Source organism: Winogradskya humida, from assembly GCF_016862215.1.
GTDB classification, from domain to species: Bacteria; Actinomycetota; Actinomycetes; order Mycobacteriales; family Micromonosporaceae; genus Actinoplanes; species Actinoplanes humidus.
Genome location: NZ_BOMN01000013.1, coordinates 52,047 through 76,592, shown reverse-complemented (window position 1 = coordinate 76,592; position 24,546 = coordinate 52,047). Strand labels below are relative to the sequence as shown.

Genomic DNA, 24,546 nt, shown 5'->3' with positions numbered 1-24,546 from the left:
AAGGCAACCTCCCCCTCTGTCACCCCAGGACGGGATTTCAGAGTCGCCTGCCAGCGCGGTCCTTTTGCCTGAGAGGTTCCGGGGAGGATTTGCCCCTTCGGCGCCGCCATACGAACTGGCGATCTCTCCCGCGCGGCTGTTCGGCTACCGGAAAACCTACCAGTGATCATGTTTCCGGAGCATGTCCCTAGGCTGTGGTGTGTGACCTACTCCGCGGCAGAGAACCGCTACGACACCATGACGTACCGCCGAGCGGGCAAGAGCGGCCTCACCCTGCCCGCCCTCAGCCTCGGCCTCTGGCACAACTTCGGCGACAACAAGCCCTTCGACACCCAGCGCGCCATCGTGCGCCGCGCGTTCGACCTGGGCATCACCCACTTCGACCTGGCCAACAACTACGGCCCGCCCTACGGCAGCGCCGAGACCAACTTCGGCCGGCTGCTCGGCACCGACCTCAAGGCCTACCGCGACGAGCTCGTCATCTCCAGCAAAGCCGGCTACGACATGTGGCCCGGACCGTACGGCGACCACGGCTCCCGCAAATACCTGATCTCCTCGCTCGACCAGTCCCTCGCCCGCCTCGGCCTCGACTACGTCGACATCTTCTACCACCACCGCCCCGACCCCGACACCCCGATCGAGGAGACGATGGGCGCCCTCGACGCCATCGTCCGCAGCGGCAAAGCCCTCTACGTCGGCCTCAGCAACTACTCCAGCGCCCAGACCTCCCAGGCCGCCCAGGTCCTCAAGGACCTCGGCACCCCGCTGCTCATCCACCAGCCGTCCTACTCGATCCTCAACCGCTGGACCGAGGAGGACACCCTGCTCGACACCCTCGAAGCCGCCGGCGCCGGCTGCATCGCGTTCAGCCCCCTGCAGCAGGGCCTGCTCACCGACCGCTACCTCAACGGCATCCCCGACGACTCCCGCATCCGCACCAGCCGCTTCCTCAACGAGGACGCCCTCGACCCCAAAACCCTCGAAGCGCTGCACTCCCTCAACGACCTCGCCAAGCGCCGCGGCCAGAGCCTCGCCCAGATGTCCCTCGCCTGGGCCCTGCGCGACCCCCGCATGACCAGCCTCATCATCGGCGCCAGCAGCGTCAGCCAGCTCGAGAACAACGTCCTCGCCCTGGAAACCCTGCGCCTGTCCGACAGCGAACTCTCCGAGATCGACGCCACAGTCGCGGACCTGTGACGCACTTCCCACCCCACACGATCCTGGCGGTCGTGGTCGGCTCACGCGCGTACGGCCTCGACGGGCCAGCCTCCGACCACGACCGCCGGGGCGTGTACGCCGCACCCACCCGCGACTTCTGGCACCTCGACAAACCGCCGACCCACGTCGACGGCCCCCAGGACGAACAGTTCACCTGGGAGATCGAACGCTTCTGCACCCTCGCCCTGCAGGCCAACCCCACCGTCCTCGAAGTGCTCTGGTCACCCCTCACCGAGAAGATCAACACCGACGGTCAAGCCCTGCTCCGCGTACGCACAGCCTTCCTCTCCCGCCACCTCGCCCAGACCTACGGCGCGTACGCCCGCGACCAGCTCAAACGCGTCGCCGCCCGCCGCGAGCACACCGGCGAGACCAACGGCAAGCAGGCCATGCACATGCTCCGCCTCCTCATGGCCGGCGCCCACGTCCTGCGCACCGGCAACGTCCTCCTCGACGTCCGCGCACACCGGGACCGCCTCCTCGCCGTCAAAACCGGTGGAACCGACTGGCCGTCCGTGGTCTCGTGGTCCGACGACCTCTTCGCCGACCTCGACGAAGCCCACCGCACCACCACCCTGCCCGCCGACCCGGACCGCGACCGCGTCAACGAGCTGCTCCACGGCGTACGCGAAAGGAACCTGCGGTGACCGCAACCATCCCCACCTGGGCCTCCACCGCCGTCCAGCTCGCCTACCCCACCATCTTCGTCACGGTCAGCGGCGCCCACCTCTACGGCTTCGCCTCCCACGACTCCGACCTCGACCTGCGCGCCACCCACCTCCTCCCGGCCACCGAGGTCCTCGGCCTGCACACCGGCCCCGAAACGCTGCAGTCCGACACCTGGCGCGACGGCGTCGAGCTCGACGTGGTCAGCCACGACCTGCTGAAATTCGCCCGCCTCCTCACCAGCCGCAACGGCTACGTCCTCGAACAGATCCTGTCCCCCCTGGTGATCCACACCTCGGACACCCACCGGGCGCTGATCGACCTCTCCCCCGGCCTCATCACCCGCCACCACGCCCACCACTACCTGGGCTTCGCCGCCACCCAGCTCCGCCTCCTCGACACCGCCAACGAGATCAAGCCGGCCCTCTACACCCTCCGCGTCCTGCACACCGGTCTCCACCTCATGCGAACAGGCACGGTCCAAGCCGACCTCCGCACGTTCGACACCCCTGCGTACGTGGCAGACCTCATGGCTTTGAAACTCGACGCGGAACACTCGGACTTCCCCGCGGCCATGCGCCCGGAATTCCTCGCAGACATCACCCGCCTGCGCAGCGAACTCGAAGCCGCCCGCGACAGCTCCCCCCTCCCGGCCCACCCCGACCCGGACGCGGTCACCGCCCTCCACAACCTCGTGATCACCACCCGCCTGACCACGATCTGACCCACCGCCCCGCTCCCCGGGGTGGACGCGCCCGGAATCTGTTCTGTGTTGCCGGCGAAGCCGTCCTCTTGCTCTGGTGCGACTTGTCGCACTGCCCGTAGACCATCCTAGGAACCTAGGTGTTATGTAGGCAGCGCGATCGGGCGGTTACTCTGAGACCCGTGTTCACCAGCGAGCTTGACAACCCGGAGCTTGACGCCCCGGCCGCGCGTCTGGCCCAGCCCCACCCGCACCTCACCCAGCCGCACGGGGGCCAGCCGCACGGGGGCCAGCCGAGTCCGGCCCGGCCCCATGCGACCCGGCCCTACCTCTCCAGGCCCGGCCGGGCCGTGCTCGTCGCCGGCACCCTCACCGAGCTGACCGGCCCCACGAGCGGCCTGGTCGAGCTCCCCCTGCGCCTCTGGTGGAACCCGCAACGCGCCTTCGACCTGAGCCAGCACACCATGCTGCTCTGGATGTACGAGAACGTCCTGCGCGAAGCAGTCCGCATCACCGAACTCCGCGACCACCTCCACGGCCCGACCCTGCTCCGCCTCTGGCCCGAGCTGAACCTCCCCCGCGCCGTCCGCGCCGCCTGGGAAGCCCGCCACCCGGCCCTCCACCGCACCACCACCCTCACCGCAGCCGACACGGCCCTCGCCGCCTGACCGACCCCGGCCTGCCTGCGCGAGCCGCGACCAGCCGGCTCCTGAGCGGCGATGATCCACCGGCCTCGCATCCTTCTCACTGCGGTCCGGTCGACCCGGGAGTTACCCCGAGAAGGGGTGACCCCCAGCGGCATCCAGTATCTGATTCACGGTGCAGGCTGCCGGATGACCGCTGAGGACGGGCGGGGTGACCTCGCCGCCGGACTCGTCACCATCTCGACGGTTCCTGGAACGCCGGTCGCGGCGGCCGCCCCGAGGTCATGGCCGGGGCTCTGCGAGATTTCTTCCTCTAGTTGACGCTTGATAAAGCGGATGGTTGAGTAAGGGTCATGCAGAAGCAGCAGCTCGACGCGGTGTTCACCGCACTGAGTGACAGCACCCGGCGGGACATCGTCGCGCGGCTGAGCACGGGCGAGGCGACGGTCAAAGAGCTCGCCGAGCCGTACGCGATGAGCATGCAGGCCGTCTCCCAGCACATCCGGGTGCTCGAGCGGTCCGGGCTGATCAGCCAGGGCCGGCACCGCCAGACACGGCCGTGCCGGCTCGAGCCCGCGGCGCTCGACGCCGCGCTGTCGTGGATCGAGGAGAGCCGGCGCACCTGGTCGGAGCGCGTCGACCGGCTGGAGACCCGCCTCGCCGACCTGCAGCAGGAGGCAGACCAGTGATCATCTCCAGGAGGATCCTGCGCGCACCCCGCGACCTGGTGTGGCGGTGCCTCACCGAGCCCGCCGAGCTCGCGCGGTTCTGGGGACCGGCCGGCATGCACACACCGGTCGACGGCATCGTCGTCGAGCTGCGTCCCGGCGGCCGCTTCGAGACGCTGATGATCGGCGAGCACGGCAGCCACCGCATGGTCGCCACCTTCACCGAGGTCGTCGCCCCCGCGACGCTCGCCTGGGTCGAGCCGGCGTCCGGGATGCACACCACCAGCACCCTGACCGACCTCGGCGACGGCACCACCGAACTCGTCATCCAGCAACGCCACGTGCCCGAAGCGATGCGTACGCCCGAATCCCGCGCCGGGTTCCTCACCTCGCTGGACAAACTCGAACAACACGTCATCACCAGGCATCGGATCGCGGAGACCTACCACGCCCTCGCCGGCCTGCTCACCGCCGGCGACTTCTGGGACAGTCCGTCGCTGTGCGAGAAATGGCTCGTACGCCACGTCGTCGCGCATGTGACGATGCCGGTGCGGCTGACTCCCGCCCTGTTCGGAGCGGAGATGGCAGCAGCCGGCGGCGACTTCACCGTCCTCTCCGACACGGTGGCCATGCGCGACGCCGCGCTACCCACTGCCGACCTTCTCGCCCAGCTCCGGTCGCCGGACCTGCACGCCTGGCAGCCGCCGGGCGGGGGCGCGGTGGGCGCCCTCAGCCACGCCGTCATCCACTCCCTGGACGTGACACTCGCCCTCGGCGTGCCACCGGTCGCCCCGGCCGATGCCGTAACCGCCGTCCTCGACCAGCTCACCGCCAGCCGTGGCACGCTGTTCGGCGTCGACCTGACCGGCACCCGCCTCGAAGCCACCGACACCACCTGGACCTGGGGAGACGGCCGCGTCACCCGCGCGGACAGCGGCTCCCTGGTGGCATTCCTGAGTGGCCGGATGCCGTGATCACGCCAGCATGGCCTTCGCGGTGCGGGCGGCCTTTCCGGAGCCCCGCAGGCCGCCCAGCCACTGTCGCAGATCCGCGTCATCGGCCGGGCGGGCATTCAATCGCAACGATTCCTCGTGCAACACCGTGAGCAGCGCATGCAGGCCGGCGTACCCACTGTCCAAGCGCGGCAGCAGCAGCGTGAGCACCTCCACCACCTTCCGGGCGGTGTCCTGACCCGCAGTCGCCGCGTCACGCAGCGACATCGCCCAGCGGGTGGGTTTGCACGGCCCGCTCAGCTGGGCCATCGCCTCCGCCAGCTGCTCGTTCGTGATCCGGCCTGCCACAAAGACGTCAACGGCCCGCGTTCTGCCGATCGGGTCGCTGCAAGACAGGCCCGATGCCAGGGTCGCGGCGGCCATCGGGCCCAGGCGGCCGGGATGGGTCAGCAGGGCGTCGAGGACGGCGACGGTGTTGTATTCGACCTCGGTCCCGATGGCGTCGAGCGTGGAACGGACGCCGCGGGCGAAGAACGGCTCGGCGTCGTGCGGCCAGGTCAGCGCGTCCCAGGCGACCCAGTCGGGGCCGCCGGTCCAGGACTCGCCGAGTGATTCGTCGCTCCAGGACCGGACTACTGTGGGCTGGTCGGCGGGGGTGAGCCGGTGCTTCCACGGCGGGTCGGCGGTCAGGCTAGCGCGCCAGTGCACGCCGAACTCGTAGCGGTCGGGGCGCAGGACCAGCCCGTACGTCGCCGCTCGGCCCTGCCCCGGGCCGTCGAGGCCGGCGGCGATCAGGTGCGGGTCGTCCGCGTACGGTGCGCGGGCCCGGGCGGCGGCCACCCACCAGGCGTCCGTGACGATCGGGGCCGGTGGGCCGCCCAGGGCGTACCGGACGACCTGGCCGGTCTCGCCCGGAAGGTCCGCCGCCGCTCGCAGGGCCTCGTCGCGTCCCCCGGGGGCGATCCGCAGCAGCGCGGCGACCAGGTCGTGGTGGCCCGGGGTCCGGTCCCGCAGCCGCCGCACCAGCGTCATCGGCGCGATCCAGCCCGCGGCACCGGTCGGCGTGGCCACGGTCGGGCCCTGCTCCAACCGGGCATGCAGCAGTGCCTGAGCCGGCATGCCGTACCGCGGATGCTCGATCCCGCCGGCGGTCAGGACCAGCGACGCGAGATGCCCGCGCAGTTCCCAGCTACTGCGATCTCCGCGCGCCACCGTCGCCGCCCGCTTGACTATCGGACTCAACTTGTCGGACATTTCGTAAATGCCCGACAAGAACAGCTCGACCTCGAGCGGGTCACGGGCATTCTCCAACAACGCCGCAGTACGTTCCACAAAGTCGTCAGCCGTCATCGGCATCAACTCCCGGGCAGGCTCCTGGTAGGCCGCCGCCTCCTCGCCGACCGCAGGAATCGCCGCACCGAGCCACTCCACGGCCACGCGTTGCACGGACGGTTCGAGGGTCTCGAGCCGGCCGGCAACGACGTCACCGGCGTCCAGCGACCGCAGCAACTCCAGAGCCTTGACCTGCACATCACCGTGGGCGTGCTCCAGCCCCCAACCCGCAGCCTCCGCAACGCCGTCCGGATGCCGTTTCGCAACGGCGGCCAAGAGCTTCAGCACACCAAGAGCGGTCTTCTTGACCGGTACGCCCAACGCGGGCACACACGCCACCACGAATTCCGCGTCATCGATCCGGCCCGCCTTGTCGAGCGTGGCCAGACAGCGCACCGCCATACCGACCGTGGCGGTCACCTGACTCCGCAGCAGGTCGAGCAGCAACGCCTGATCCGCGGCCAGCTCGTCCACAGTGGGTGACAACGTCTCGTACGTCGCCGAGAACCACCCGGCCCGGAACGCTGTGAAGCCCCGCCCCAGCGCCAGCAGGCAGCTCCGCAGCACCCGCGCCCGGTCCAGCACGCCATCCTCGATCAGGTCGGCGAACGCCCGGCGCCACCCCGCCCCCACCGCGACGTACTTGTCCAGCGCCGCGAGGCTCACCTCACCGCCACCCTCGACCTCGAAGACCCGCCACAACGCCCGCTCGACCAGCTCCGGATCGTCGCGCAGCAGGCCACGCCGGCTCTGATCACCCCAGCGGTCACCGAGCCCGGAGACCATCGCCAGCACGTAGTCGTCGTCGGGTTCGAGCGTGACCAGGCCGAGGCGTTCCAGCGTGCGGATCTCGGTGAACGTGTCGCTCCCGATCGTGGAGGTAGCCAGCATCCGGATCCGCTCCCGGACCAGCCGCCCCACCCACGCGGGCGCCGCCGCCCCGAACGGCGTCTCTCCCCCGCCGTCTTTCACAAGATCCGTAAAGGCTTCGAACAACGCCGGCCAGGTGCGCCGCTCCGGCTCCCACCGGGCAAGATCACGAACAAGATCTCCTCCGGGTACGCCCGACAGCTGCGCAAACGACGGAAGGTAATACGCCGTCACGGCCTCGCCCCGCGGACGAACTGGTCAACGGCGGTCTCCAGGAGCCCGTCGAGCAGCTCCGGCACGAGCAGACTCCCGTTGATCAGCGAAGCGATCCCGTGCAGCGTCGCCAGCAGCACGACCCCCACCTTGTGCGAGTCCCCGGCGGCGAGCACACCCTGCTCCTGCCCCTGCACGATCAGGGCATCCATCAACCCGAACGGCACGGAGGCGGCCACGGCGATCTGCTCCGCGCCCTCCCGATGCTTCCCGGCGAACATCAGCTCCAGCAACGCGGCATCATCGGTCGCAAACTTCAGGTACGCCGCCGCGATCGCATGCAACCGCGGCACGAACTCCGGCCCGGCAACGTTCAACGCCACCCGCAACGTCGCATCCAGCCGCGCGAACCCAGCCTCCGCCAGCGCATCCAGCAACGCCTGCCGATCCGCGAAATGCCGCCGCGGCGCGGCATGACTGACCCCGGCCTCCCGAGCCAGCTCCCGCAACGACAACTGCTCCGCCCCGTCCTCCCGCAACCTGCGCTCAGCGGCATCCAGCAACGTCGTCCGAAGATTCCCATGGTGATAAGCAGGCACCCGATCACCCTAGTCTAATGTTGCCGTTGACACCATTGTTGTCACCGCATACATTGTCGCCCATGCCAACATCCTCCCCCGCCTCCCTCACCGGCCAGACCGCCATCATCACCGGCGCCAACAGCGGCATCGGCCGAGCAGCAGCCCGCGCCCTTCTCCTCGATCCGAGCCTTCGCCGCGGCCTTCACCACCCCGATCGACATCCTGATCAACAACGCCGGCCTGATGATCCCGCCCCTGGGCCTCACCGAAGCCGGCCCCCGTCCTCGCCACCGCCGCCCACCCCGGCATGGCCGCCACCAACCTCCTGAACCACCTCGAGGGCGAACGCTCCACCCTCCCCCGCCTCCGAACCCACATCACCAGACGCCTCTCCCAAACCGACCACGAAGGCGCCCAGCCCACCCTCCACGCAGCAACAGCCACCATCCCCGGCAACAGCTACATCGGCCCGGACGGCTTCCTCCAAGGCCGCGGCGCCCCCAAGCTCGTAAGCCGCTCCAAGTCCGCCCAAGACCCCGCCCTGGCCCGCCACCTCCGGCAAGCCTCCGAATCCCTCACCGGCGTGACCTTCCCCCAACTCACCACCACGACCCCCTGATAAATCCGCTCCGATTGTCAGGCCTGGTGGGATAGCCTCCGCCGGGTGTCCACCCGGGTCCCACCGCCGATCGGCAGTGCCGCCTGGGATCGAGAGCTGACAACGCTCGACATCGATCGCCCGACCGTCGACCGGGAGTTGCACAGCGCCGTCGAGGACGCCATCGCCGAAGGAACCGCCGAACCCGACGGCCACGACGTGTACCTCAACGACGCATCACCCGAGACCGCGGCCGTACTGGTCCTGTTCCATCAGAGCCACCCGTCGTACTCCGCGCTGATGTATCTGAGCTTCGTCTGGCACGACGCCGACGGCCGGCTCCGCGACTGGATCGTGCGCCAGTACGCCGCCATGCTCGTCCACGGCCCCCGACCGGTCACCGACTCGGCCACCTACGGCCTGGCCATCGACTACTTCGAGGACCACAAAGCGGCACCCGGCTTCTTCGCCGCTCTCCTGCCCCAGATCCCGACCGGCAACTGGGGCGGACTCCTGCGCGCCGCGGGCCCTCTGACATGGCCGATCAAGCGGCAGCTCTTCCTGACCGCCGCAGAGCACCCGGGTCTCCACGCAGCCCTGGCAGAGGGAATGGCCGCGTCCTTCTTCGGCATCCACCGATCCGAACTGGTCATCAACGGCCAAGCCCAAGGCCGGCCCGCCCACTGGTCCTCAGCAAGCCCGATCTTCGGGGAACCGGGCGATGCCAGCGTCGTCCACCCAGCCACCCCAGTCATGGATCACGCCGTCGTCGAGGCAATGTCCCCAACCGAGCGGAATGACGATCAGAAGATCGCGCGCAACCGCCGCAGCGGCGGGGTCTGCCAGGGCCGCGGCGATGTCGTTCAACATGTCGGCAGCCGCTTCCATCCGCTCGGCGATGGCTGGGACAACGGCAACTCTGGCACCGTCGGCATCCAGGTACGACTCGAGGCCCTGTTCCGCTTCAAAGCCGGACCACCAGTCCTCCAGTACCGACAGGGCGACACGCCTTGGCTCGCCCTGATATTCCCGCGCTACAAACAACAACTGCTCTGTCATGGCTACGGCGGCAGGATAAACAGTGCCGCGGTGATCGTTGCCGACGGCGAAGCGCACCAGCGTCCCGGCATCGCCCCAGTCCTTCGCGGACGGCTCCACGACGGCACGAAGGGCCGCCAGGATGGACGCCTCGTCGCAGTCGCCAGTGTCCGGCCACGGGAAAGCCGCCCAGTTCACGTCTCCGCCGAGCGGGCGACCACGATAAAGAGCCACGTCAGGTGATCGGCGAAACACCCCACTCACCCCGCCACTGTCCCACATCGCCGCATCCGATGATGCTGCAAGCCGTGGGGTGTAGCTTCGCGGGACCGGACCTCTTCAATCGGCCTTTGCAGCTTTGGACCGGGTCGAGTCAGCCAAGACCGGCTGACAGATTGACAGTCGGCACGGGCCTTTCCAGGGGTACGCGTAGCCCGTTGGCGGGCGTTTGCCATCGTATGTCCATGCTGAACAGTCGCATCGAAGAGTTTCGCGCTGCCCTGGCCGCACACGACATCACCGGCCAGGAGCTGGACAACTGGCTGGAGTACGCGCGTTTCTACGTGGTCCTGCCCGTGGTCCCGGAAGGCCCGCCGCCGATCGACGGCCCGGTCGCCGGTCGCAAGGGTGGTCTCCCCCTGCTGCCGCCGGACATGCCCTGGCCCGTCGGTCCGTCCGGCCCGCTGCCGTTCCACGGCCTGGTCGACTGTGCTGCCCTGCCGCGCAGCGAGCGCCTCGACCTCGAGCTGCCGGCCGACGGCTACTTCCTGTTCTTCGTCAACTTCGATGACACCATGATCAACTTCGAGGACTATGAGGGTACGGGTGACGGGTTCGGGCGTGAGCAGGAAGCCGCCCGCCTGATCTACGTGCCCGGTGGCATACCGGTGGAGGAGCGGCCCGGGCCCGCGTTCCCGGTTGTGGAGTTGCGTGCCACCATCAGCATCGATCCTCCGAGCTGGCCCAGCGGCGAGCCCAGTGCAGAATTCGCCGAGCGGGTCCCCAACCACGAAAAACTGGAGCGGCTGGCGGGAGAGTTCTGGCGGGGCTGGTACGGCGACCGCGACATCCGGCTCGGTGGGTTCGCGCTCACTCCGCAGACGGAGCCCGCCGACGTCATCGCCGAGCATCAGCAGCAGGTGACGGGTGGCGACCTGGACGAGTGGCGGCAGCTGGCTGAGCGGGAGTGGGTGCCGCTGGCTCAGCTCGGGTCCGAGGAGCCGGTCGAGTCGGCGACCCTCGCGCGCTTCATGGTAAAGCGGGCCGCTGTGGCAGCAGGGGACTTCAGCGAGGTGCTGTCGGTCGCGGAATTCATGGAGTGAATCAGGCGACGGGATCGCAGGGATACATCTTCGCCACCCGGAGGCCGTCGACGTCGGGCTGGAGGTAGATGTCGGCGGTGTCGTAGGAGGCCTTGACCGGCATCAGTTGACGGCCATCTCGCCGAGCAGGGACCAGTCGTCCTGGTCGACCGTCTGGCTGATGATGCGGGGCGTGGCCTGGAGGTACGGCGGGAGGTCCCGCTGGGCCTGCTTGAAGTGGGCCGAGCCGACGTGTGCCCCGCCCGCGTCACCGTCGCGGAAGGCCTCGACGAGGACGTACTCGTTCGGGTCGTCGAGGCAGCGTGACCAGTCGAACCAGAGGCAGCCCGGTTCGGCGCGGGTGGCGCGGGTGAACGGGCCGCTGATCTCGGGCCACTGGGCGGCGTACTCAGGCTTGATCAGGAATTTGGCGGTAATGAAGATCATGGTGGACCTCTCCGGGCGGCATAAACTGGGGCGGTGACAAAGTACGACGCGTCCATGATCCAGGTGCTGACGCTGGACGCCTCGGTGCGCAAACGGCCGGGGATGTATTTCCGGTTCGCCCAGGATAATCCGCTGCTGCCGACCCAGGTTCTCGCGGACGTGCTCGGCTCCGTCGATCATCCGCCTACCGCCGTGGCGCCGGTGCACTCCGCGGATGCCGTCGCCGAGATCACCGGTGACCTGGCGTTCACGGTCACCGACAACCTGCGGGCCCAGCCCGGCAAGCACGGCTACTTCGACTCTCTGATCACGACGGACCGGCTCTGGTTCGCGGCGGCCGCGGCGCTCAGCACCGCGGTCCTGGTCGAGATCTGGCAGGACGGCCACGCCTGCCGCCAGCACCTGGCAGGCATGCATCCGACCGGCCCGGCCGAGGAGTTCCCCGCCCCGCCCGGCGCGGGCGCCCGGTTCGCGTTCACCCTGGACACCACCTACTTCGCCCCGGGCGCGGCCATCACCACCGACCTGGCCACGATCGACCCGCACGGCCCCCACTGCGAAAAAGGCCACCGCACCGGTTCGGTCACCGTCCGGGACCTCCGCAATCCCGCGAAACCCCAACAATGTGAGTACGCGTAAAGCAGCGTCAACGCTGATCGTTAAGCTCTGCGAGTGAGGGTGGGAGGGGGCGGGAGTGGCAAAGGAGACCGGGCGGAAGGCCATCGCGTCGAACAAGAAGGCGCGGCATGAGTACGAGGTGCTGCGGACGTTCGAGGCGGGGCTGGTGCTGGCCGGCACCGAGGTGAAGTCGTTGCGGGCCGGGTATGTGTCGATCGTGGACGCGTTTGCCGCGGAGCACGAGGGCGAGTTGCTGCTCTACAACCTGCACATCGCGGAGTACGGGTTCGGGTCGTGGACGAATCACGCTCCCCGGCGTACCCGTAAATTGTTGCTGCACAAGGTCGAGATCGCTCGCATCCTTGACAAGCTCAAGGAGAACGGTATCGCTCTGGTGCCTTTGTCCCTGTATTTCAATGATGGCTGGGCGAAGGTCGAGCTGGCGCTGGCGCGGGGCAAAAAAGAGTACGACAAACGCCAGACGCTCGCCAAGCGGGACGCCGAACGGGAGATCTCCCGGGCGATGGGACGCCACCTCAAGGGTCACCCGAGGGGGTGAATTCGTGAGATCCTGTGCTGCATGCTGGCAGCGGATCTCTGGCAACAGGCGGTCGCGGGCGGGGGCCCGGTGATCTCGCCGGTGGATGCGCGGGGCCTGATGGTTGCGGGGGGCCTGGTCGATGTCAGTTTCGTGTGGCGCGGCGAGGCGGAGCGCACCTCGGTCGGGTGGGGCACGCAGCAGCCGATGGAGCGTGCGCCCGGCACGGACATCTGGCAGCGCACGTTCCGGTTGCCGGCGACGATGCGCACCATCTACTACTTCTCGCATATCGCGGTCGACGAGCATCGTCCCCCTCCCGGCGACAGCGGCTCCGGCCCCACCCACGTCGACCCGCTGAACCCCGACCGGCTGCTGTTCCCCGGCGACCCCGACGATCCCACCGACCGTGACGGCTGGGTGTCGGTGCTGACCCTGCCGCGGGCCGCGCCCCAGACCTGGTGCCTGCCGCGGCCGGGGGTTCCGGCGGGGACGGTCGAGCGGGTCGAGCTGGACGGCGGCCACCGGGTCGCGATCTACCGGCCCTCCTCCGGCACTTCCGGTCGTGGCGGGCAGCCCGGCGGGTTCAGGGCCGGTCTGCCCGCGGTGATCGTCTTCGACGGATATCTCGCGCGCACGATGATGGCGATGCCGGTGACCATCGACAACCTGATCGCCGCCGGGGAGATACCGCCGCTGGTGGCGATCTTCGTGGACGGCACCGACGAGACCCGGCTCGAGGATCTGGCGCCGTCGTCGGAGAAAACCACCCGGTTCATGATCCGCGAGCTGATGCCGTGGGCACGCCGGGTTCACGGCATCAGCCCGTACCCGCAGGATGTCGCCCTGGCCGGGATGTCGCTCGGTGGTCTCACCGCTGCCGCACTGGCGCTGCGGGCGCCGGAGGTGTTCGGCGCGGTGATCAGCCATTCGGGCAGCTTCTGGTGGCCGGCGCCCGCCGGCGGCGACCCGGAGTGGCTGACCCGCGAGGTGGCCCGCCGTCCCCGCGCCGACGTGCGTTTCTACCTCGACGTCGGCGACCGGGAGCGGCAGATCTTCCTGCCCGGCGTGCCCGACCAGGTCACGGTCAACCGGCGGATGCGTGACGCGCTGCGGGCCAGGGGCTACCCGGTGACGTACGCGGAATACCCGGGCGAGCACGACTACGTGAACTGGCGCAACACGTTCGCCGACGGCCTGCGCGCGGTGTTCGGGCATCACCCCACCAGGTAGGAGCGCAGCACCCAGTTGTCCTCGACGTAGTAGATGCGGCCGTCGGTGACGACCGGGTGGGTCCGGGGCCGCCCGGCGACCGGGACGTCGAGCCGCTGGTTGCCGGTGTCCGGGTCCACGAACGTCGTGCCGACGTAGAGCTGGTCCCGGGCGTGGACGGGCTGCTGCGCGGCCGCCGGCAACCCGTAGTAGACCTTGACCAGCTGGCCGGTCACCTCGCGGACCTCGACCTTGCCGCTGCGGGAGACGAAGAGCTGGTTCCCGCTGATCGTGAACGGTCCTACGGGGAAGCCGCTGCCCGCGTACACCTTGCCGGTGCTCGACCGCACGCGCACGATCTGGTCGCCTGCGCGGAGATAGAACACGGACGGGCTCCCGGCGAGCACCGACCACTTCTTCGCCGTACGCCACAGGATCTTGCCTGTCGTCATGGCCATCGCATAGGCGCCCCGCCCGTCGCGCCGCGTCACGAGGATCGTTCCGAGGGCGGCCACCGATCGGGTCCAGCCGTCGGTGCGCCGCCACAGCTTCCTGCCATCACTGATCCGGTACGCCGTGACGTGACTCTGCTTCGCCGCCCACCCGCTGACCAGGGCGATCCCCCGATCGGCGACCAGCTCGAACGTCGACACGGGGAGCCGCACCCGCCATGTGCGCGCGCCGGTCAGCTCGTCCACCGCGGTGAGATACGACGGTGAGCTCCCGGCCTTGCGGCAGGTGGTGGAGAGCGTGAGGAGCATCCCGCCGGCCACCACCATCGCCCCGGCACGTTCCCGGTCCACGGCTCGCGGCCCCCAGTGCCCGAGCCGCCGGCTCCACAGCTTCGTCCCGCTGACCCCGTCGTACGAGTCGATGCTGTGCCCGGTCCGCACGAACATCCGGCCCGCGTGCACGACCGGCGCGCCGAACTGGGTACAGACCTCGTTGTCGGGCGCCAGCTGCGCGGACCAGCTGAGGCTCATCCCGGTGAAGCCCGGCGGCTGCTCGTACGGGTTGTAGAAGTTCGCGTACGGACTGCCGCCGTCATGGGTCCAGTCCGCCTGTGCGGGCCCGGCCAGCAGGCTCGTCGCGAGGATTCCGGTCAGCGCCGCCCTGATGATCTTCACACCAGGCTCAACGACGGTCTCTTTATTCCGGCATCGGTAGCTCAGCGGCCTCGCCGGTCGCGGGCGCGGCGGAATGCTCGGGCGCCGCGAGCAGACTGCGGGTGTAGCGGCCCTGCTGCCGGGTCACCGGCAGCGTGATCAAATGAATCGGCGGCGGTGGCTCGACGAACCGCCCCGTCCCCCACCGGATCCAGAACGGCAGCCGCCCCTCCTCCGCCTCGGCGAGCAACTTGTCGACGGTCCGCTGCCGATGCGTGTGGTCCACCTCGACCACGATCGGCGGCCCGTCCTCCCTGGCCAGCGCGACATCGAGCACCGAATGCTGCCGCTCCATCGGCGGCGGCAACGTCACCACACTCGCCGCCCGCCGGTACACCCGCCACCCGTGCGCCTCACCCCACTCACCGACCGTGTCGATGATCAGGGCCGTCACCTGCTCCTGGCTGAGCCCGGTGAACGTCAGCGCAGCGAGCCGGGGCGCCAGGTCGTCCATGCACGGAATCGTAGTTCGCCCCCGCCCCACCCCTGCGCCCAGCCTTCGCGACGGCCTCAGTCGGCAGGGATGAGCACAGCGCCAGTGAGAACGACAGTGCCGTTGGGGTCGCCGCACTGCACCCGGAGCGTGAGCTTCTCGGCGTCATCGACGGTCGCGGTCAACTGCTGGGACTGCGCCGCGGTGGCCCGCTGCTGCGCGCCGGCCTCGGCGGTCACCACCTCGCCATCCCGCTGCCGGGTCCCGGTGAGAGCGGTCACGTAAGTGGCCGACCGTTCATCGGCGTCCGGCGGATAGTACGGCCGGACGTCGGCGCGGAACTCTACGTATCGGCCCTTCAGCAGGTAGGTGACGCTGTGCTCCTGGTCGCCGGTCTGGTTCGACGGGCAGCTGATCGCGATGGGCCGATCGGTCCAGCCGTCCTTACCGCGCACCGGCCGCGGAACCGCGACGAGGAATGCGCCGCCGGATTCCGCGGCGAAGCCGTTCAGGTATTCCGCACTCGCGGCCGGCGCCGGCCCGCTCGGGCTTTGTGGAGCGCTGGACGGCCCCGGTCCGGCGGCCGTCTCGTGAGCCGCGGAAGGAGCGGCCCCGGCGTCGGTGGCGCCGGGGCCCGGCGGGGACTTCGGCCACTGCCAGGCCACGAATGCCACGAGAAGGCTGAGGATGCCCGCGACGGTGCCCAGCACGGTCGCCCGGACTCCCGTGTCCCAGCCGCGCCAGCCACGCGACTTGGGGACCTTACGGGCCAATTCCGCCGTACTAAGGTGCGGCCGGTGAGTCCAAAGATTACCGTCCGCAGAACCATGTCGATCATTTCCGTGATCGCTGTGATCCTTTTCGCGTTCACCGCTTTCTTCTCCTGGCGCGCACTGGGAAAGGCTGACGATGCCCTCACCCAGGTCAACGCCCTCGCCTCCGCTCGGGCGGCCGAGGCACCCCCGCAGGTGGTCGCCGACCCGACCGTCGCCGCCACGACCGCCGATCCACCCACAGCCGCCGCCACGGAGGATCCCGCCGGGGAACCGGCAGCGACAGTGCCGAGCCTCAACGCCCAGACCCAGTACAAGACCCGGTACACCAGCCAGACGCTGCGCATTCCGCCCAGCTGCACCAGTTCCGTCTACATCGATCTCGACGAGCCCCGGGTGCAGACGGAATCGAATGTCGCTGAACTGAGTTACGAAAATCCGTGTGGCGGCGGCACCACCGCCCAGTTCAGCCTCCAGAGCGACGTGACCGCGAGCGCCGTCCCCTCCGAGGCCGTGACCCCGATCGAATGCGCGGAACAAATTCGCACGAGCCCGTTGGGCAAAGCGAACGAGCCGATCCGCCGCGGCTCGGTCTACTGCGTCAAGACGTCGCCGAACGCCGCCCAGACCAGCGGGATCACCTGGAAGATGGTCATCCTCGCCGTGACCGCGACGGCGCAGGACGGGACGGTCACGCTCAAGGCGTCAGCCTGGGATATTCCGCAGTAGAGGACGGCCACGACGGGTCAGGGCGTGTCGCTGGTGTCGTAGGACAGCCGCTCAGACCCACTGCACCACGTCGTCGTGCTCCAGGCGTGGGAGCCTGCCGAACCAGGGATTCTCCCCGGGGTGGCCGATGTTGACGACCAGGATCGATCGGTGGCGCCCGTCGGGGAAGAACTCGGCGTCGATGCCCGCCGCGTCGAAACCCGCCATCGGGCCGGCCGCCAGGCCGTGGGCGCGGACGGCGAGGATGAAGTAGCCGGCCTGGAGGGTGGCATTGAAGGTGGCTGTCCCGGTGCGCTTCGCGTCGTCCGCGGCGAAGACGTCCTTCAGCTCCGGCCGGAACGGCAGGACCGTGGGGATGTGCTCGTGGAACCGGGTGTCCATGGCGAGAACAGCCACCGCGGGCGCAGCCGCCGTCTTGGCACGGTTGCCTTCGCTCATGTGCTTGAGCAACCGGTCACGGCCCTCGCCCTGCCGGACGTAGAGCACGCGCAGGGGCTGGGAGTTGGCCGATGTCGGCGCCCACTTCGCCAGCTCCCAGATGTCCGACAGCTCCGCGTCGGTCACCGGCGTGTCCGCGAAGGTGTTCGCGGTCCGCGCCTCGGTGAACAGCAGGTCCTTGGACTTCGCGTCCAGAGATTCGAGCGAGCGATCCATGTCCGGTTCCTCACCACAGCACTTGGTTAACGTGTGAACCAAAGGTAGATCGCAACTGGTTCACACGTCAACCAACGGTAGAGTGACGCCCATGACAGAGGTGCCGTGGCTGGACGAAGGGGAACAGCAAGCCTGGCGTGCCCTGATGACGATGCAGGACGACCTGGCAGAGTTCCTCGACCGGCAGATACGTAACCGCGACGGGCTCTCCAAAGCCGATTACGAGGTCCTGGCCCATCTGTCCGAGGCACCCGGGGGCCGGCTCCGCTCCTTCAGGCTCGGCGAGCTGCTGCGCTGGGAGAAGAGCCGCCTCTCCCAGCACCTCGGGCGGATGGAGAACCGTGGCCTGGTGATCCGCGAACGCTCGCTCGCCGACCAGCGTGGCGCGGACGTCACCATCTCCCGCCGCGGCACCGACCTCATCACCGCCGCCGCCCCGAGGCACGTCGCCGACGTCCGCGCCGCGTTCTTCGACCATCTCACCGCGGCAGAGCTGCAGACCATCACCACCATCGCCGGCAAGGTGAAGGAAGGGCTCGCGAAGCTGCAGCCCTGACGGTGGTCTCAGGCGAGCGGGACCACATAGGAGTCGACCCGGGCGATGAGGCCGTCGCGGAACGTGAAGAGGTCGTTGAAGCCGAACCGGAACGGGCCGTGCTCGACGGTGGCACCCCGGCCCTCGCCCGTGGTGACGACGACGGGACCGTCCTCGTAGACACGCTGGACGTCGAGCTCGGGGCTGCCGGTGAAGGCCGGGTTCTCGATCTCGCCGTCGAAGTCCGCCTTACCGCGCGTCGTCCGATGGCCGTGGATGACCCATTCGACGTCGTCGGTGAGCGTCGCGAGGATGCTCGGGTGGTCGCTCGTCCGGAATCCGGCGAAGTACTGGTCGACGAGGTCGCGCTGTGTCGGTGCGGTCATGATGTGCTCCTGTCGAGCTGAAGGTAGGTGCCGAGGGAGTCGAGGATCGAGCCGAGTCCGGTGGCCGCCCGGGCCGTGCGGAGCTCGGGGGGAAGCCGGCGCTGGTGCACCGTCAGATGGGTGCCGTCTCCGGACCTCCGGACCGTGACGGTGGTCCGCAGGCCGGTGACGGGCTCGTCGAACACGAGCTCGTGCGGCGCGGTGACGCTCACGTAGACGAACGTGAGCCGGCGGGTGGCGCCGTCCGGTGCACGGGTGTCGAGCGCGAACTCACCACCGGGGCGCAGGTCGAGGGTCACGGATTCCGGGGGAACCGTGGCGTGCGAGCCGCCCCAGAAGCTCGCGATGCTCACCGGCGAGGTGAAGGCGGCCCAGACCCGTCCGGGGTCAACGGCGTAGTGCCGCTCGGCGATCAGTTCGTCGCCGCGCAGCTTCGCGGCCCCGTTCACGGCGCCTCCTCGGGCTCGGCCCCCAGGGGGAAGCCGGCGCCGGGCTCGACCTCCAGGGGGAAGCCGGCGCCGGGCTCGGTGAGGTGCTTGCCGAGGGCGTCGAGGCGGTCGTCCCAGGCGCGGCGCTGGTCGTCGACCCACGTGCCGATCAGGGCGAGCTGATCGGCACGGAGCCGGCAGGGGCGGCGGGTCCCCTCCCGGCGCTGCTCGACGAGGCCGCACCGCCGTAGGACGCCGACGTGGTGGGAGATCGCCTGCGGGGTCAGGTCGAACGGCCCGGCGAGCTCCCCCACCGTCGCGTCCCCGTGCGCGAGCCTGGTCACCAGGGCCCGGCGCACGGGGTCACCGAGGGCGGCGAAGGCCATATCGAGATCGGGAGGCATGACACCACCCTAACGCAAACGTACGCTTGCACAAGCGCTTGTTTGCTAATGCGTCACGACGTGCAGGTCAGGGTGCCGGCGCGAAGGGCGTGGCCGGCGTCGTTGGTGTCGTCGGACCAGAGGACAGGCTTGAGGCCGCCGGCGCAGGCCGACTGGGGTGCGATGGCGAAGCCCTCGTTGTTGTAGTTGGGCATGCCGGTGGGGCGGTCGGCGGTGCGGGTGACGGCGAATCTGCCCTGGGCGTTGAGGTCGAGGGTTGCGGTGCGGCCCTGGCAGGTGTCGTCGCAGGCGGCCCACAGGTGACCGGTGGCCGGCTCGAACTCCAGGTCCATGACGGCGGGGAAGCCGCTCGTGAACGTGGCGACGCGGGTGTAGGTACCTGACGGGGTGAGCGCGTACGCGTACACCATGCCGTTGTTCTCGACCCCCGCGAAGAACAACCCGCTGCCGTGCCCGGGGTAGGTCGCCGGGGTGTAGGCGGCGCCGGTGTGCTCGTCGCGGAAGCCGTGCGCGGTCAGGAACGTGTCCGGGATCCAGGAGACGGCTTCGGGTCCGGCGTTGGCGGGCAGGCCGGGAAGATCGGCGGTGAGGTTCCACTCGGCGGTCGCGTTCAGCGTCGTCGCCGTCGAGGTGGTGTCGAAGCGCAGGATCTTCGGTGCACTGGACGAGCCGCTGTTGTCGCGTTCGGTAATGACGAAGGTGCCGTCCGGCGAGACGACCACACCCTCGGCGTCGGGGTCGCCGCTGCCGTTGGCGAAGTGCAGGGTCTTGCCGGACGCCCAGCCCCCGGCCGGGTCGGGCCGCCACGTCGTGCCGTTGGGCACCAGGCGGTACAGCGTGCCCGGTCCGTTGCGCACGGCCCACAGCACGGTCGCGCTCTCGTAGGACAGTCCGCTGAGGTTGGTGCCGAAGACGTTCGACCCGTCCGCGACGGTGACGGCCGTGCCACCCGGCCAGCTCGTGCTCAAGGGGCTACCACAGGCGTTCGCGGCACCCTTGGTCACGGCGACGGTGGTCGTGAACGCGCCGGTACCGTCGGCGCACCGTCCGTACGTGGTGGTGGCATGGCTGGTCCAGGCGTAGGAATCCACGAGCGTCGAGCCGTCCGCGGCGTACAACCGTGCGGAATCCGCGCTGCCCAGCCCGTACGCCGATTCGACGTCCAGAGCCAGGAACGCACCCGGACCCAGCGACGTACCCGATGCGATCTTGTACGAGTGGGAGTTGTCGTCGTCCTTGACGATCCACTTCGACACGTCAACCGCGACGGTCCCCGTGTTGACCAGCTCGATCCAGTCCCCGGGACTTCCGCCGCTCGACTCGACCTCGTTGATCCTGATCGAGGACGCGTCCTGCGCCGAGGCAGGCGCGCACGCCAGCCCGAGGCCGAGCACAGCAAGGGCAGCAACGACAGAGGCATTTCTACGCGTACGCAATGTGGCCGGTCCTTCGTCCAGAGGGTCTCAGCGAAGCGTCAGCCACCCGGGCAGCCACAAATTGAACACCTCACCAACGGCGCCGTAACTCACCGCCGTGACTGAGGAGCGGAGCGTCGAGCCGCCAGCGAACCCAGTGGGTGCTGTGCCCGACGGCCTCGGCGAGCCGCCCGAGTGTCCACCCGGCGGCGCGCCGTTGCCGGAGCCAGCCGGGCAGGTCCTCGGTGCCGAGGCGTTGGGCGGCACGCAGTTCGGCGGCGACGGCACGGGATCGGCGGCCGGTCGCGGAGTTGATCCCGGTAGGACGAAGCGCGACACCGGCCCGGTCGAGCGCGGCACGAAGGCGGGCCCGGCCCAGACCGGTGGCGGCGGCCAGGGCTTCCAGCGAGGCCCCTGCGGCGTACGCGGAACGCAGGTAATCCTCCAACGCCGCATGACCGAGACGCGCCAGCCGATCGGCGAGGTCCCGCTCCCGCCGCGCTCCCATGACTGCGCGGTAGCTCTGCGCGGTGTACCCGTGAGCGCGGACGTGCGACCCCAGCGACGTGAACCACCGGCCACACAGGTGGCAGCACAACCGCCCAGTCGACTCCTCGACGGCCAGCTCCCCAGGCGGAGCGTGCAACCCGGTCCCGTCCGGCAACCGCCACAGATGCCCGTGCCTGCTCATCCGGCTACCCCTCCACTCCGCCCGCCGCCACGATCCACGTGTTGCATACTGTTGGCAATAACAAATTCTATGCAGAATGAAGGCGGCGATGGCGCTCTACACGCTTCCCGACATGCCCTACGACTACGGTGCACTCGAGCCCGCCATGAGCGGGCAGATCCTCGAACTGCACCACTCCAAGCACCACGCCGCGTACGTCAAGGGCAGCAACGACACCCTCGACCAGCTCGCCGAGGCCCGCGACAAGGGCGACTTCACCACCCTCGTCGGGCTGGAGAAGACCCTCGCGTTCAACCTTTCCGGGCACGTCCTGCACTCGATCTTCTGGAACAACCTCTCCCCCGACGGCGGCGACCGCCCCGACGGCGAGCTGGCCGCCGCGATCGACGAGCACTTCGGATCGTTCGAGGCGTTCGCCGGGCAGCTGTCCGCCGCGACCAAGGGCGTGCAGGGCTCCGGCTGGGGCATCCTCGCCTGGGAACCGTTGTCGCAGCGCCTCATCGTCGAGCAGGTCTACGACCACCACGGCAACGTCGGCCACGGCTCCACCCCGATCCTGGCGTTCGACGCCTGGGAGCACGCGTACTACCTGCAGTACAAGAACGTGCGCCCGGACTACGTCGACCGCCTGTGGGACCTGGCCAACTGGGCAGACGTCATCAAGCGCTTCGACGCCGCCCGCGCGGCCGGCAACCCGATCATCGTTGCTCCCTGACGAGCGGGCGGGACAGGCCGGGCGGGCGTTCCAGGACGCTCAGCCTCCACATCGCCGCCGCGTCGGTGAGCGGCCCACCGGAGATCTGCTAGAGCAGGGTCTCGATGGCGCCGAGGATCTCGGCGTCCGCGCCGAGGGAGGTCGGGACGACGGTCAGGCCGGCGGTGGCGCTTGGGGAGCAGTGCCGCAGCAGGGCCTCGCGGACGCCGTCCACCACGAACGGGCCGGCTGTGGCGAAGCCGCCGCCGACGACGACCACCGCCGGGTTCAGCACGTTGCAGACCGAGGCGACCGAGCGGCCGATCAGGCGGCCTGCGTCGGCGAGGGCGCGCTGGACCGGGCGGTGGTGGGACGCGGCGAGGGCGAGCAGGTCCGCTTCCGTCGGGCGGGTGGTCGCGGCGCCGTTGTCGAGCAGCGCGGCGAAGTACGCCGGGGACAGGTAGACCGAGAGGCATCCCCGGCTGCCGCAGACGCAGAACGGGCCGACCTCGCGGACGTTGAGGTGGCCGACCTCGCCCGCGTAGCCGATCGCGCCGCGGTGCATGCGGCCGCCGGCGATGATCCCCGCGCCCGTGTACTGGTCGGCGCGCAGGTAGAGGACGTCGCGGGCGCCTTTCGCGGCGCCGTGGCGGGTTTCGGCCAGTGCGGCGAGGTCGGCGTTGTTCTCGACGGTGACGGGTACGCCGAGCACGGCCGTGATCTCGTCGCCGGGGTTGAAGCCCGCGAACATGGGCAGCACGCCGCGCGCGCCGAAACGGCCGGTCGCAGGGTCGACGGGCGAGGGGACACTCACCGCCGCCGCCCGGAGCTCCGACAGGTAATGACCGTGGCGTAGCAGCAGGTCACGGCCGAATTCTGCGGCGCGGCGCAGGTGGGTGGCGCCGGACAATCCGATGGGTACGGCGTCCGTGTCGTCATGGCGTACGGTGCCGGCGCCGTCCGTGATCACGGCCCGGATGCCGGAAGCGGTCAGCGCGAGTCCCATCAGCAGTCCGGGTGGCGCGGCGATCCGGAAGTGGGGCGAGGGGCGGCCGGCGCGGCGTTCCCCGACCGGCGCGGTGGTCTCGACGATGCCGTCGTGGTCGAGCTCGGCGAGCAACTCGATCACCGCCGCGCGGGGCAGCCGGGTGAGCTTGACGATGTCGCTGCGCTCGACGGTCCCCCGGGCCCGCAGCAGGTCGGTGATCATGCCTCGGCGCACGGCGCGCTCCCGCAAGGTAGGGGACACGCCATCGGGGGCGGCGTCGAAAACGCGGCTGCCACGGGCGGCGGGAGTCGCGTCGACCGCCGCGGAGACGGCGCCGAGGATCGGGGCTCGGCCGTCGAGGGCGCTGGCCCGGACCACCGTGGTGTCGGCGACCTCCGGCTGGGCGTAGCGGCGCAGCGACTCGCGGACGCCCTGGATGATGGTGCCCTCGGGTTCGATCAGCGGGCCGTCCAGCACCACCAGCGACGGGTTGATCGTGTTGGCGAGGTCGGCGACGACGCGGCCGATCATGCGCCCGGCGTCGGCGAGGACCCGCTCGGCGGTGGCGTCGTGCCGGGCGATCTCCGTGACCCGCTCCGCGGTGAGGTTCTCGCCGTACGTCACGGCCAGCATCGCGAGGATCTCGCGGGGCGAGGCGATCGTCTCGAGACAGCCCCGGTTGCCGCAGCGGCACAGCGCCCCGGTCTCGTCGACCTGGACGTGGCCGATCTCGCCGGCAGCACCGGTCGCGCCGTGGTGCACGTGCCCGTCGAGCAGCAGCCCACAGCCGATGCCGGTGGAGATGCGCAGGTAGCAGACGTTGCGGTGGCCGCCCGCCGCGCCATGGGCGACCTCGCCGATCAGGCTCAGGTCGGCGTCGTTGCGCACGGTGACGCGGTGCCCGAGACGCTGCTGGAGCTCGGTCGCGGGGACCACGCCGCCCCAGCCGGGCAGGACGCTGCTGGCGACGATCGCGCCGTTGGAGGTGCCGATGGGTGCGGAGAAGCCGACGACCGTGGACCAGATGCGGCCCCGTTCGGCGCCCGCCTCGGCGACGCAGTCCCGGATCAGGGCCGCGACCGCGTCGAGGGAGCCGGTGACGTCGGAGGTGTCGAGGTCGCGGTCGTGCTCCACGAGGATCGCGCCGGTCAGGTCGGCCACTGCCACCCGTACGCCGGGACCGCCGACCACCGCACCCACCACACAGCCGGCGGCGGGCCCCAGGGTGAGCATCCGGGCGGGCCGTCCCGGACCCGCCGCGACGGTCGCCGCGCCTTTCGCGAGCAGCCCGGCGGTGAGGAGCTCGGCGACCATGCCGTTGACGGTGACCCGGGCCATGCCGGTGCGCCGGACGAGCTCGGCGCGGCTCAACTCCCCCGTCTCACGGACGATGGAGAGCAGGTAGTCGCGGCTCACGACGTGCACACGCCGGCCGCCCGGGCGGGGCGTCATGGCTCCACCGTACGCCGGGGGTTATTGACGTATCCAGACTTAACCCGGCCGGCATGGAACGCGCAGAACGCCCAGAACGAAACAAAAGTCGGCCCGGATACGAAACGCATAGCTAATTCAAAGGAAACCCATCCGTCATTTGGGCTTGGTTTAGCGTCAATCCGATCGATAACTTCGAGGGACGAGGTCGCCGGTGGG

The 24,546-nt window shown here is 69.8% G+C and carries 28 protein-coding genes and 1 riboswitch; of the genes, 15 read left to right on the top strand and 13 right to left on the bottom strand.

The window, feature by feature from the left end:
* Positions 1-46: 46 nt before the first annotated feature.
* Positions 47-141: riboswitch (glycine riboswitch) on the bottom strand.
* A 60-nt stretch (positions 142-201) separates the two neighbouring features.
* From mgrA to Ahu01nite_RS05000, 6 genes are all read left to right on the top strand, one after another.
* Positions 202-1,197: an L-glyceraldehyde 3-phosphate reductase gene (mgrA, locus tag Ahu01nite_RS05025; protein ID WP_275411705.1), complete on the top strand. Its 996-nt coding sequence runs from the start codon at positions 202-204 to the stop codon at positions 1,195-1,197.
* Positions 1,194-1,865 (top strand): nucleotidyltransferase domain-containing protein, encoded by a 672-nt coding sequence (locus Ahu01nite_RS05020; protein WP_203835196.1) that lies wholly within the window; start codon positions 1,194-1,196, stop codon positions 1,863-1,865. The genes mgrA and Ahu01nite_RS05020 overlap by 4 nt, the downstream gene beginning before the upstream one ends.
* On the top strand, positions 1,862-2,608 hold the full coding sequence (locus Ahu01nite_RS05015; protein WP_203835195.1) for a nucleotidyltransferase domain-containing protein: 747 nt from the start codon (positions 1,862-1,864) through the stop codon (positions 2,606-2,608). Before Ahu01nite_RS05020 ends, Ahu01nite_RS05015 begins: the two co-directional genes overlap by 4 nt.
* 329 nt (positions 2,609-2,937) lie before the next feature.
* Positions 2,938-3,255, top strand: coding sequence for a hypothetical protein (locus Ahu01nite_RS05010; protein WP_203835399.1), 318 nt, complete (start codon positions 2,938-2,940; stop codon positions 3,253-3,255).
* A 329-nt stretch (positions 3,256-3,584) separates the two neighbouring features.
* Positions 3,585-3,920, top strand: coding sequence for an ArsR/SmtB family transcription factor (locus Ahu01nite_RS05005; RefSeq protein WP_203835194.1), 336 nt, complete (start codon positions 3,585-3,587; stop codon positions 3,918-3,920).
* A complete protein-coding gene (locus Ahu01nite_RS05000) occupies positions 3,917-4,873 on the top strand; it encodes a maleylpyruvate isomerase family mycothiol-dependent enzyme (RefSeq protein WP_203835193.1) in 957 nt (318 codons plus the stop codon). The genes Ahu01nite_RS05005 and Ahu01nite_RS05000 overlap by 4 nt, the downstream gene beginning before the upstream one ends.
* On the opposite strand, the gene Ahu01nite_RS04995 is transcribed toward Ahu01nite_RS05000, so the two are convergent.
* Both Ahu01nite_RS04995 and Ahu01nite_RS04990 read right to left on the bottom strand, forming a co-directional pair.
* Entirely contained in the window at positions 4,874-7,288 is a 2,415-nt protein-coding gene (locus tag Ahu01nite_RS04995; RefSeq protein ID WP_203835192.1) for a DUF6493 family protein, read from the bottom strand. It abuts the gene before it with no gap.
* Complete coding sequence (locus Ahu01nite_RS04990) at positions 7,285-7,866, bottom strand: TetR/AcrR family transcriptional regulator (RefSeq protein WP_203835191.1); 582 nt, start codon at positions 7,864-7,866, stop codon at positions 7,285-7,287. Before Ahu01nite_RS04990 ends, Ahu01nite_RS04995 begins: the two co-directional genes overlap by 4 nt.
* Positions 7,867-8,155: 289 nt before the next feature.
* Between Ahu01nite_RS04990 and Ahu01nite_RS50180 the strand changes: the two genes are divergently transcribed.
* The 3 genes from Ahu01nite_RS50180 to Ahu01nite_RS04975 all read left to right on the top strand — a co-directional run bounded on the left by Ahu01nite_RS50180 (position 8,156) and on the right by Ahu01nite_RS04975 (position 10,806).
* Positions 8,156-8,467, top strand: a complete 312-nt coding sequence (locus Ahu01nite_RS50180) for an SDR family NAD(P)-dependent oxidoreductase (protein WP_239158619.1) — start codon at positions 8,156-8,158, stop codon at positions 8,465-8,467.
* A 45-nt stretch (positions 8,468-8,512) separates the two neighbouring features.
* Positions 8,513-9,727: a hypothetical protein gene (locus tag Ahu01nite_RS04980; RefSeq protein WP_203835190.1), complete on the top strand. Its 1,215-nt coding sequence runs from the start codon at positions 8,513-8,515 to the stop codon at positions 9,725-9,727.
* A 221-nt stretch (positions 9,728-9,948) separates the two neighbouring features.
* Positions 9,949-10,806 (top strand): DUF1963 domain-containing protein, encoded by an 858-nt coding sequence (locus Ahu01nite_RS04975; RefSeq protein ID WP_203835189.1) that lies wholly within the window; start codon positions 9,949-9,951, stop codon positions 10,804-10,806.
* 102 nt (positions 10,807-10,908) lie between these two features.
* On the opposite strand, the gene Ahu01nite_RS04970 is transcribed toward Ahu01nite_RS04975, so the two are convergent.
* Positions 10,909-11,232, bottom strand: coding sequence for a putative quinol monooxygenase (locus Ahu01nite_RS04970; RefSeq protein ID WP_203835188.1), 324 nt, complete (start codon positions 11,230-11,232; stop codon positions 10,909-10,911).
* Between the two features lie 33 nt (positions 11,233-11,265).
* On the opposite strand from Ahu01nite_RS04970, the gene Ahu01nite_RS04965 reads away from it, so the two are divergent.
* From Ahu01nite_RS04965 to Ahu01nite_RS04955, 3 genes are read left to right on the top strand one after another with little or no spacing between them, the layout of a single operon-like run.
* Positions 11,266-11,871, top strand: a complete 606-nt coding sequence (locus tag Ahu01nite_RS04965) for a DNA topoisomerase IV subunit B family protein (protein WP_203835187.1) — start codon at positions 11,266-11,268, stop codon at positions 11,869-11,871.
* 55 nt (positions 11,872-11,926) lie between these two features.
* Positions 11,927-12,409 (top strand): SsrA-binding protein SmpB, encoded by a 483-nt coding sequence (gene smpB, locus Ahu01nite_RS04960; protein ID WP_203835186.1) that lies wholly within the window; start codon positions 11,927-11,929, stop codon positions 12,407-12,409.
* Positions 12,410-12,430: 21 nt separating this feature from the next.
* On the top strand, positions 12,431-13,621 hold the full coding sequence (locus Ahu01nite_RS04955; RefSeq protein ID WP_203835185.1) for an alpha/beta hydrolase: 1,191 nt from the start codon (positions 12,431-12,433) through the stop codon (positions 13,619-13,621).
* Here the strand turns inward: Ahu01nite_RS04955 and Ahu01nite_RS04950 are convergent.
* The 3 genes from Ahu01nite_RS04950 to Ahu01nite_RS04940 are packed head-to-tail and all read right to left on the bottom strand — an operon-like array spanning position 13,606 to position 15,972.
* Positions 13,606-14,727 (bottom strand): outer membrane protein assembly factor BamB family protein, encoded by a 1,122-nt coding sequence (locus Ahu01nite_RS04950; RefSeq protein ID WP_203835184.1) that lies wholly within the window; start codon positions 14,725-14,727, stop codon positions 13,606-13,608. The genes Ahu01nite_RS04955 and Ahu01nite_RS04950 overlap by 16 nt on opposite strands.
* A gap of 22 nt (positions 14,728-14,749) precedes the next feature.
* Positions 14,750-15,220: a hypothetical protein gene (locus tag Ahu01nite_RS04945; RefSeq protein WP_203835183.1), complete on the bottom strand. Its 471-nt coding sequence runs from the start codon at positions 15,218-15,220 to the stop codon at positions 14,750-14,752.
* Positions 15,221-15,276: 56 nt separating this feature from the next.
* On the bottom strand, positions 15,277-15,972 hold the full coding sequence (locus Ahu01nite_RS04940; protein WP_203835182.1) for an NADH-quinone oxidoreductase subunit E: 696 nt from the start codon (positions 15,970-15,972) through the stop codon (positions 15,277-15,279).
* A 24-nt stretch (positions 15,973-15,996) separates the two neighbouring features.
* Between Ahu01nite_RS04940 and Ahu01nite_RS04935 the strand changes: the two genes are divergently transcribed.
* A complete protein-coding gene (locus Ahu01nite_RS04935) occupies positions 15,997-16,701 on the top strand; it encodes a hypothetical protein (RefSeq protein WP_203835181.1) in 705 nt (234 codons plus the stop codon).
* A 51-nt stretch (positions 16,702-16,752) separates the two neighbouring features.
* Here Ahu01nite_RS04935 and Ahu01nite_RS04930 read toward each other — a convergent pair whose 3' ends face one another.
* Positions 16,753-17,355 carry a malonic semialdehyde reductase gene (locus Ahu01nite_RS04930; RefSeq protein ID WP_203835180.1) on the bottom strand — a complete coding sequence of 201 codons (603 nt, stop codon included), beginning with the start codon at positions 17,353-17,355 and terminating at the stop codon, positions 16,753-16,755.
* Between the two features lie 91 nt (positions 17,356-17,446).
* Between Ahu01nite_RS04930 and Ahu01nite_RS04925 the strand changes: the two genes are divergently transcribed.
* The gene (locus tag Ahu01nite_RS04925) at positions 17,447-17,911 is read left to right on the top strand and encodes a MarR family winged helix-turn-helix transcriptional regulator (RefSeq protein WP_203835179.1); all 465 of its coding nucleotides are present in this window, start codon (positions 17,447-17,449) and stop codon (positions 17,909-17,911) included.
* Between the two features lie 8 nt (positions 17,912-17,919).
* Here Ahu01nite_RS04925 and Ahu01nite_RS04920 read toward each other — a convergent pair whose 3' ends face one another.
* From Ahu01nite_RS04920 to Ahu01nite_RS04900, 5 genes are all read right to left on the bottom strand, one after another.
* The gene (locus Ahu01nite_RS04920; protein ID WP_203835178.1) at positions 17,920-18,276 is read right to left on the bottom strand and encodes a nuclear transport factor 2 family protein; all 357 of its coding nucleotides are present in this window, start codon (positions 18,274-18,276) and stop codon (positions 17,920-17,922) included.
* On the bottom strand, positions 18,273-18,725 hold the full coding sequence (locus Ahu01nite_RS04915) for an SRPBCC family protein (protein WP_203835177.1): 453 nt from the start codon (positions 18,723-18,725) through the stop codon (positions 18,273-18,275). The genes Ahu01nite_RS04920 and Ahu01nite_RS04915 overlap by 4 nt, the downstream gene beginning before the upstream one ends.
* The gene (locus Ahu01nite_RS04910; RefSeq protein ID WP_203835176.1) at positions 18,722-19,108 is read right to left on the bottom strand and encodes an ArsR/SmtB family transcription factor; all 387 of its coding nucleotides are present in this window, start codon (positions 19,106-19,108) and stop codon (positions 18,722-18,724) included. Before Ahu01nite_RS04910 ends, Ahu01nite_RS04915 begins: the two co-directional genes overlap by 4 nt.
* Before the next feature lie 53 nt (positions 19,109-19,161).
* Positions 19,162-20,544 (bottom strand): lamin tail domain-containing protein, encoded by a 1,383-nt coding sequence (locus Ahu01nite_RS04905; protein WP_203835175.1) that lies wholly within the window; start codon positions 20,542-20,544, stop codon positions 19,162-19,164.
* Positions 20,545-20,614: 70 nt separating this feature from the next.
* Positions 20,615-21,214 carry a hypothetical protein gene (locus tag Ahu01nite_RS04900; protein WP_203835174.1) on the bottom strand — a complete coding sequence of 200 codons (600 nt, stop codon included), beginning with the start codon at positions 21,212-21,214 and terminating at the stop codon, positions 20,615-20,617.
* Between the two features lie 76 nt (positions 21,215-21,290).
* On the opposite strand from Ahu01nite_RS04900, the gene Ahu01nite_RS04895 reads away from it, so the two are divergent.
* Positions 21,291-21,929, top strand: coding sequence for a superoxide dismutase (locus Ahu01nite_RS04895; protein ID WP_275411704.1), 639 nt, complete (start codon positions 21,291-21,293; stop codon positions 21,927-21,929).
* A gap of 88 nt (positions 21,930-22,017) precedes the next feature.
* On the opposite strand, the gene Ahu01nite_RS04890 is transcribed toward Ahu01nite_RS04895, so the two are convergent.
* Positions 22,018-24,348: an ROK family transcriptional regulator gene (locus Ahu01nite_RS04890; RefSeq protein WP_203835173.1), complete on the bottom strand. Its 2,331-nt coding sequence runs from the start codon at positions 24,346-24,348 to the stop codon at positions 22,018-22,020.
* Positions 24,349-24,546 lie beyond the last annotated feature (198 nt).

Bases quoted from the DNA above. Each gene is read 5' to 3' on its own strand.
- Ahu01nite_RS04900 (WP_203835174.1), bottom strand. From the start codon at position 21,214: ATGAGCAGGCACGGGCATCTGTGGCGGTTGCCGGACGGGACCGGGTTG.
- Ahu01nite_RS04925 (WP_203835179.1), top strand. From the start codon at position 17,447: ATGACAGAGGTGCCGTGGCTGGACGAAGGGGAACAGCAAGCCTGGCGT.
- Ahu01nite_RS04970 (WP_203835188.1), bottom strand. From the start codon at position 11,232: ATGATCTTCATTACCGCCAAATTCCTGATCAAGCCTGAGTACGCCGCC.
- Ahu01nite_RS05005 (WP_203835194.1), top strand. From the start codon at position 3,585: ATGCAGAAGCAGCAGCTCGACGCGGTGTTCACCGCACTGAGTGACAGC.
- Ahu01nite_RS50180 (WP_239158619.1), top strand. From the start codon at position 8,156: ATGGCCGCCACCAACCTCCTGAACCACCTCGAGGGCGAACGCTCCACC.
- Ahu01nite_RS04930 (WP_203835180.1), bottom strand. From the start codon at position 17,355: ATGGATCGCTCGCTCGAATCTCTGGACGCGAAGTCCAAGGACCTGCTG.
- Ahu01nite_RS04910 (WP_203835176.1), bottom strand. From the start codon at position 19,108: ATGCCTCCCGATCTCGATATGGCCTTCGCCGCCCTCGGTGACCCCGTG.
- Ahu01nite_RS04975 (WP_203835189.1), top strand. From the start codon at position 9,949: ATGCTGAACAGTCGCATCGAAGAGTTTCGCGCTGCCCTGGCCGCACAC.
- Ahu01nite_RS04920 (WP_203835178.1), bottom strand. From the start codon at position 18,276: ATGACCGCACCGACACAGCGCGACCTCGTCGACCAGTACTTCGCCGGA.
- Ahu01nite_RS04895 (WP_275411704.1), top strand. From the start codon at position 21,291: ATGAAGGCGGCGATGGCGCTCTACACGCTTCCCGACATGCCCTACGAC.
- Ahu01nite_RS04890 (WP_203835173.1), bottom strand. From the start codon at position 24,348: ATGACGCCCCGCCCGGGCGGCCGGCGTGTGCACGTCGTGAGCCGCGAC.
- Ahu01nite_RS04955 (WP_203835185.1), top strand. From the start codon at position 12,431: ATGCTGGCAGCGGATCTCTGGCAACAGGCGGTCGCGGGCGGGGGCCCG.
- Ahu01nite_RS04945 (WP_203835183.1), bottom strand. From the start codon at position 15,220: ATGGACGACCTGGCGCCCCGGCTCGCTGCGCTGACGTTCACCGGGCTC.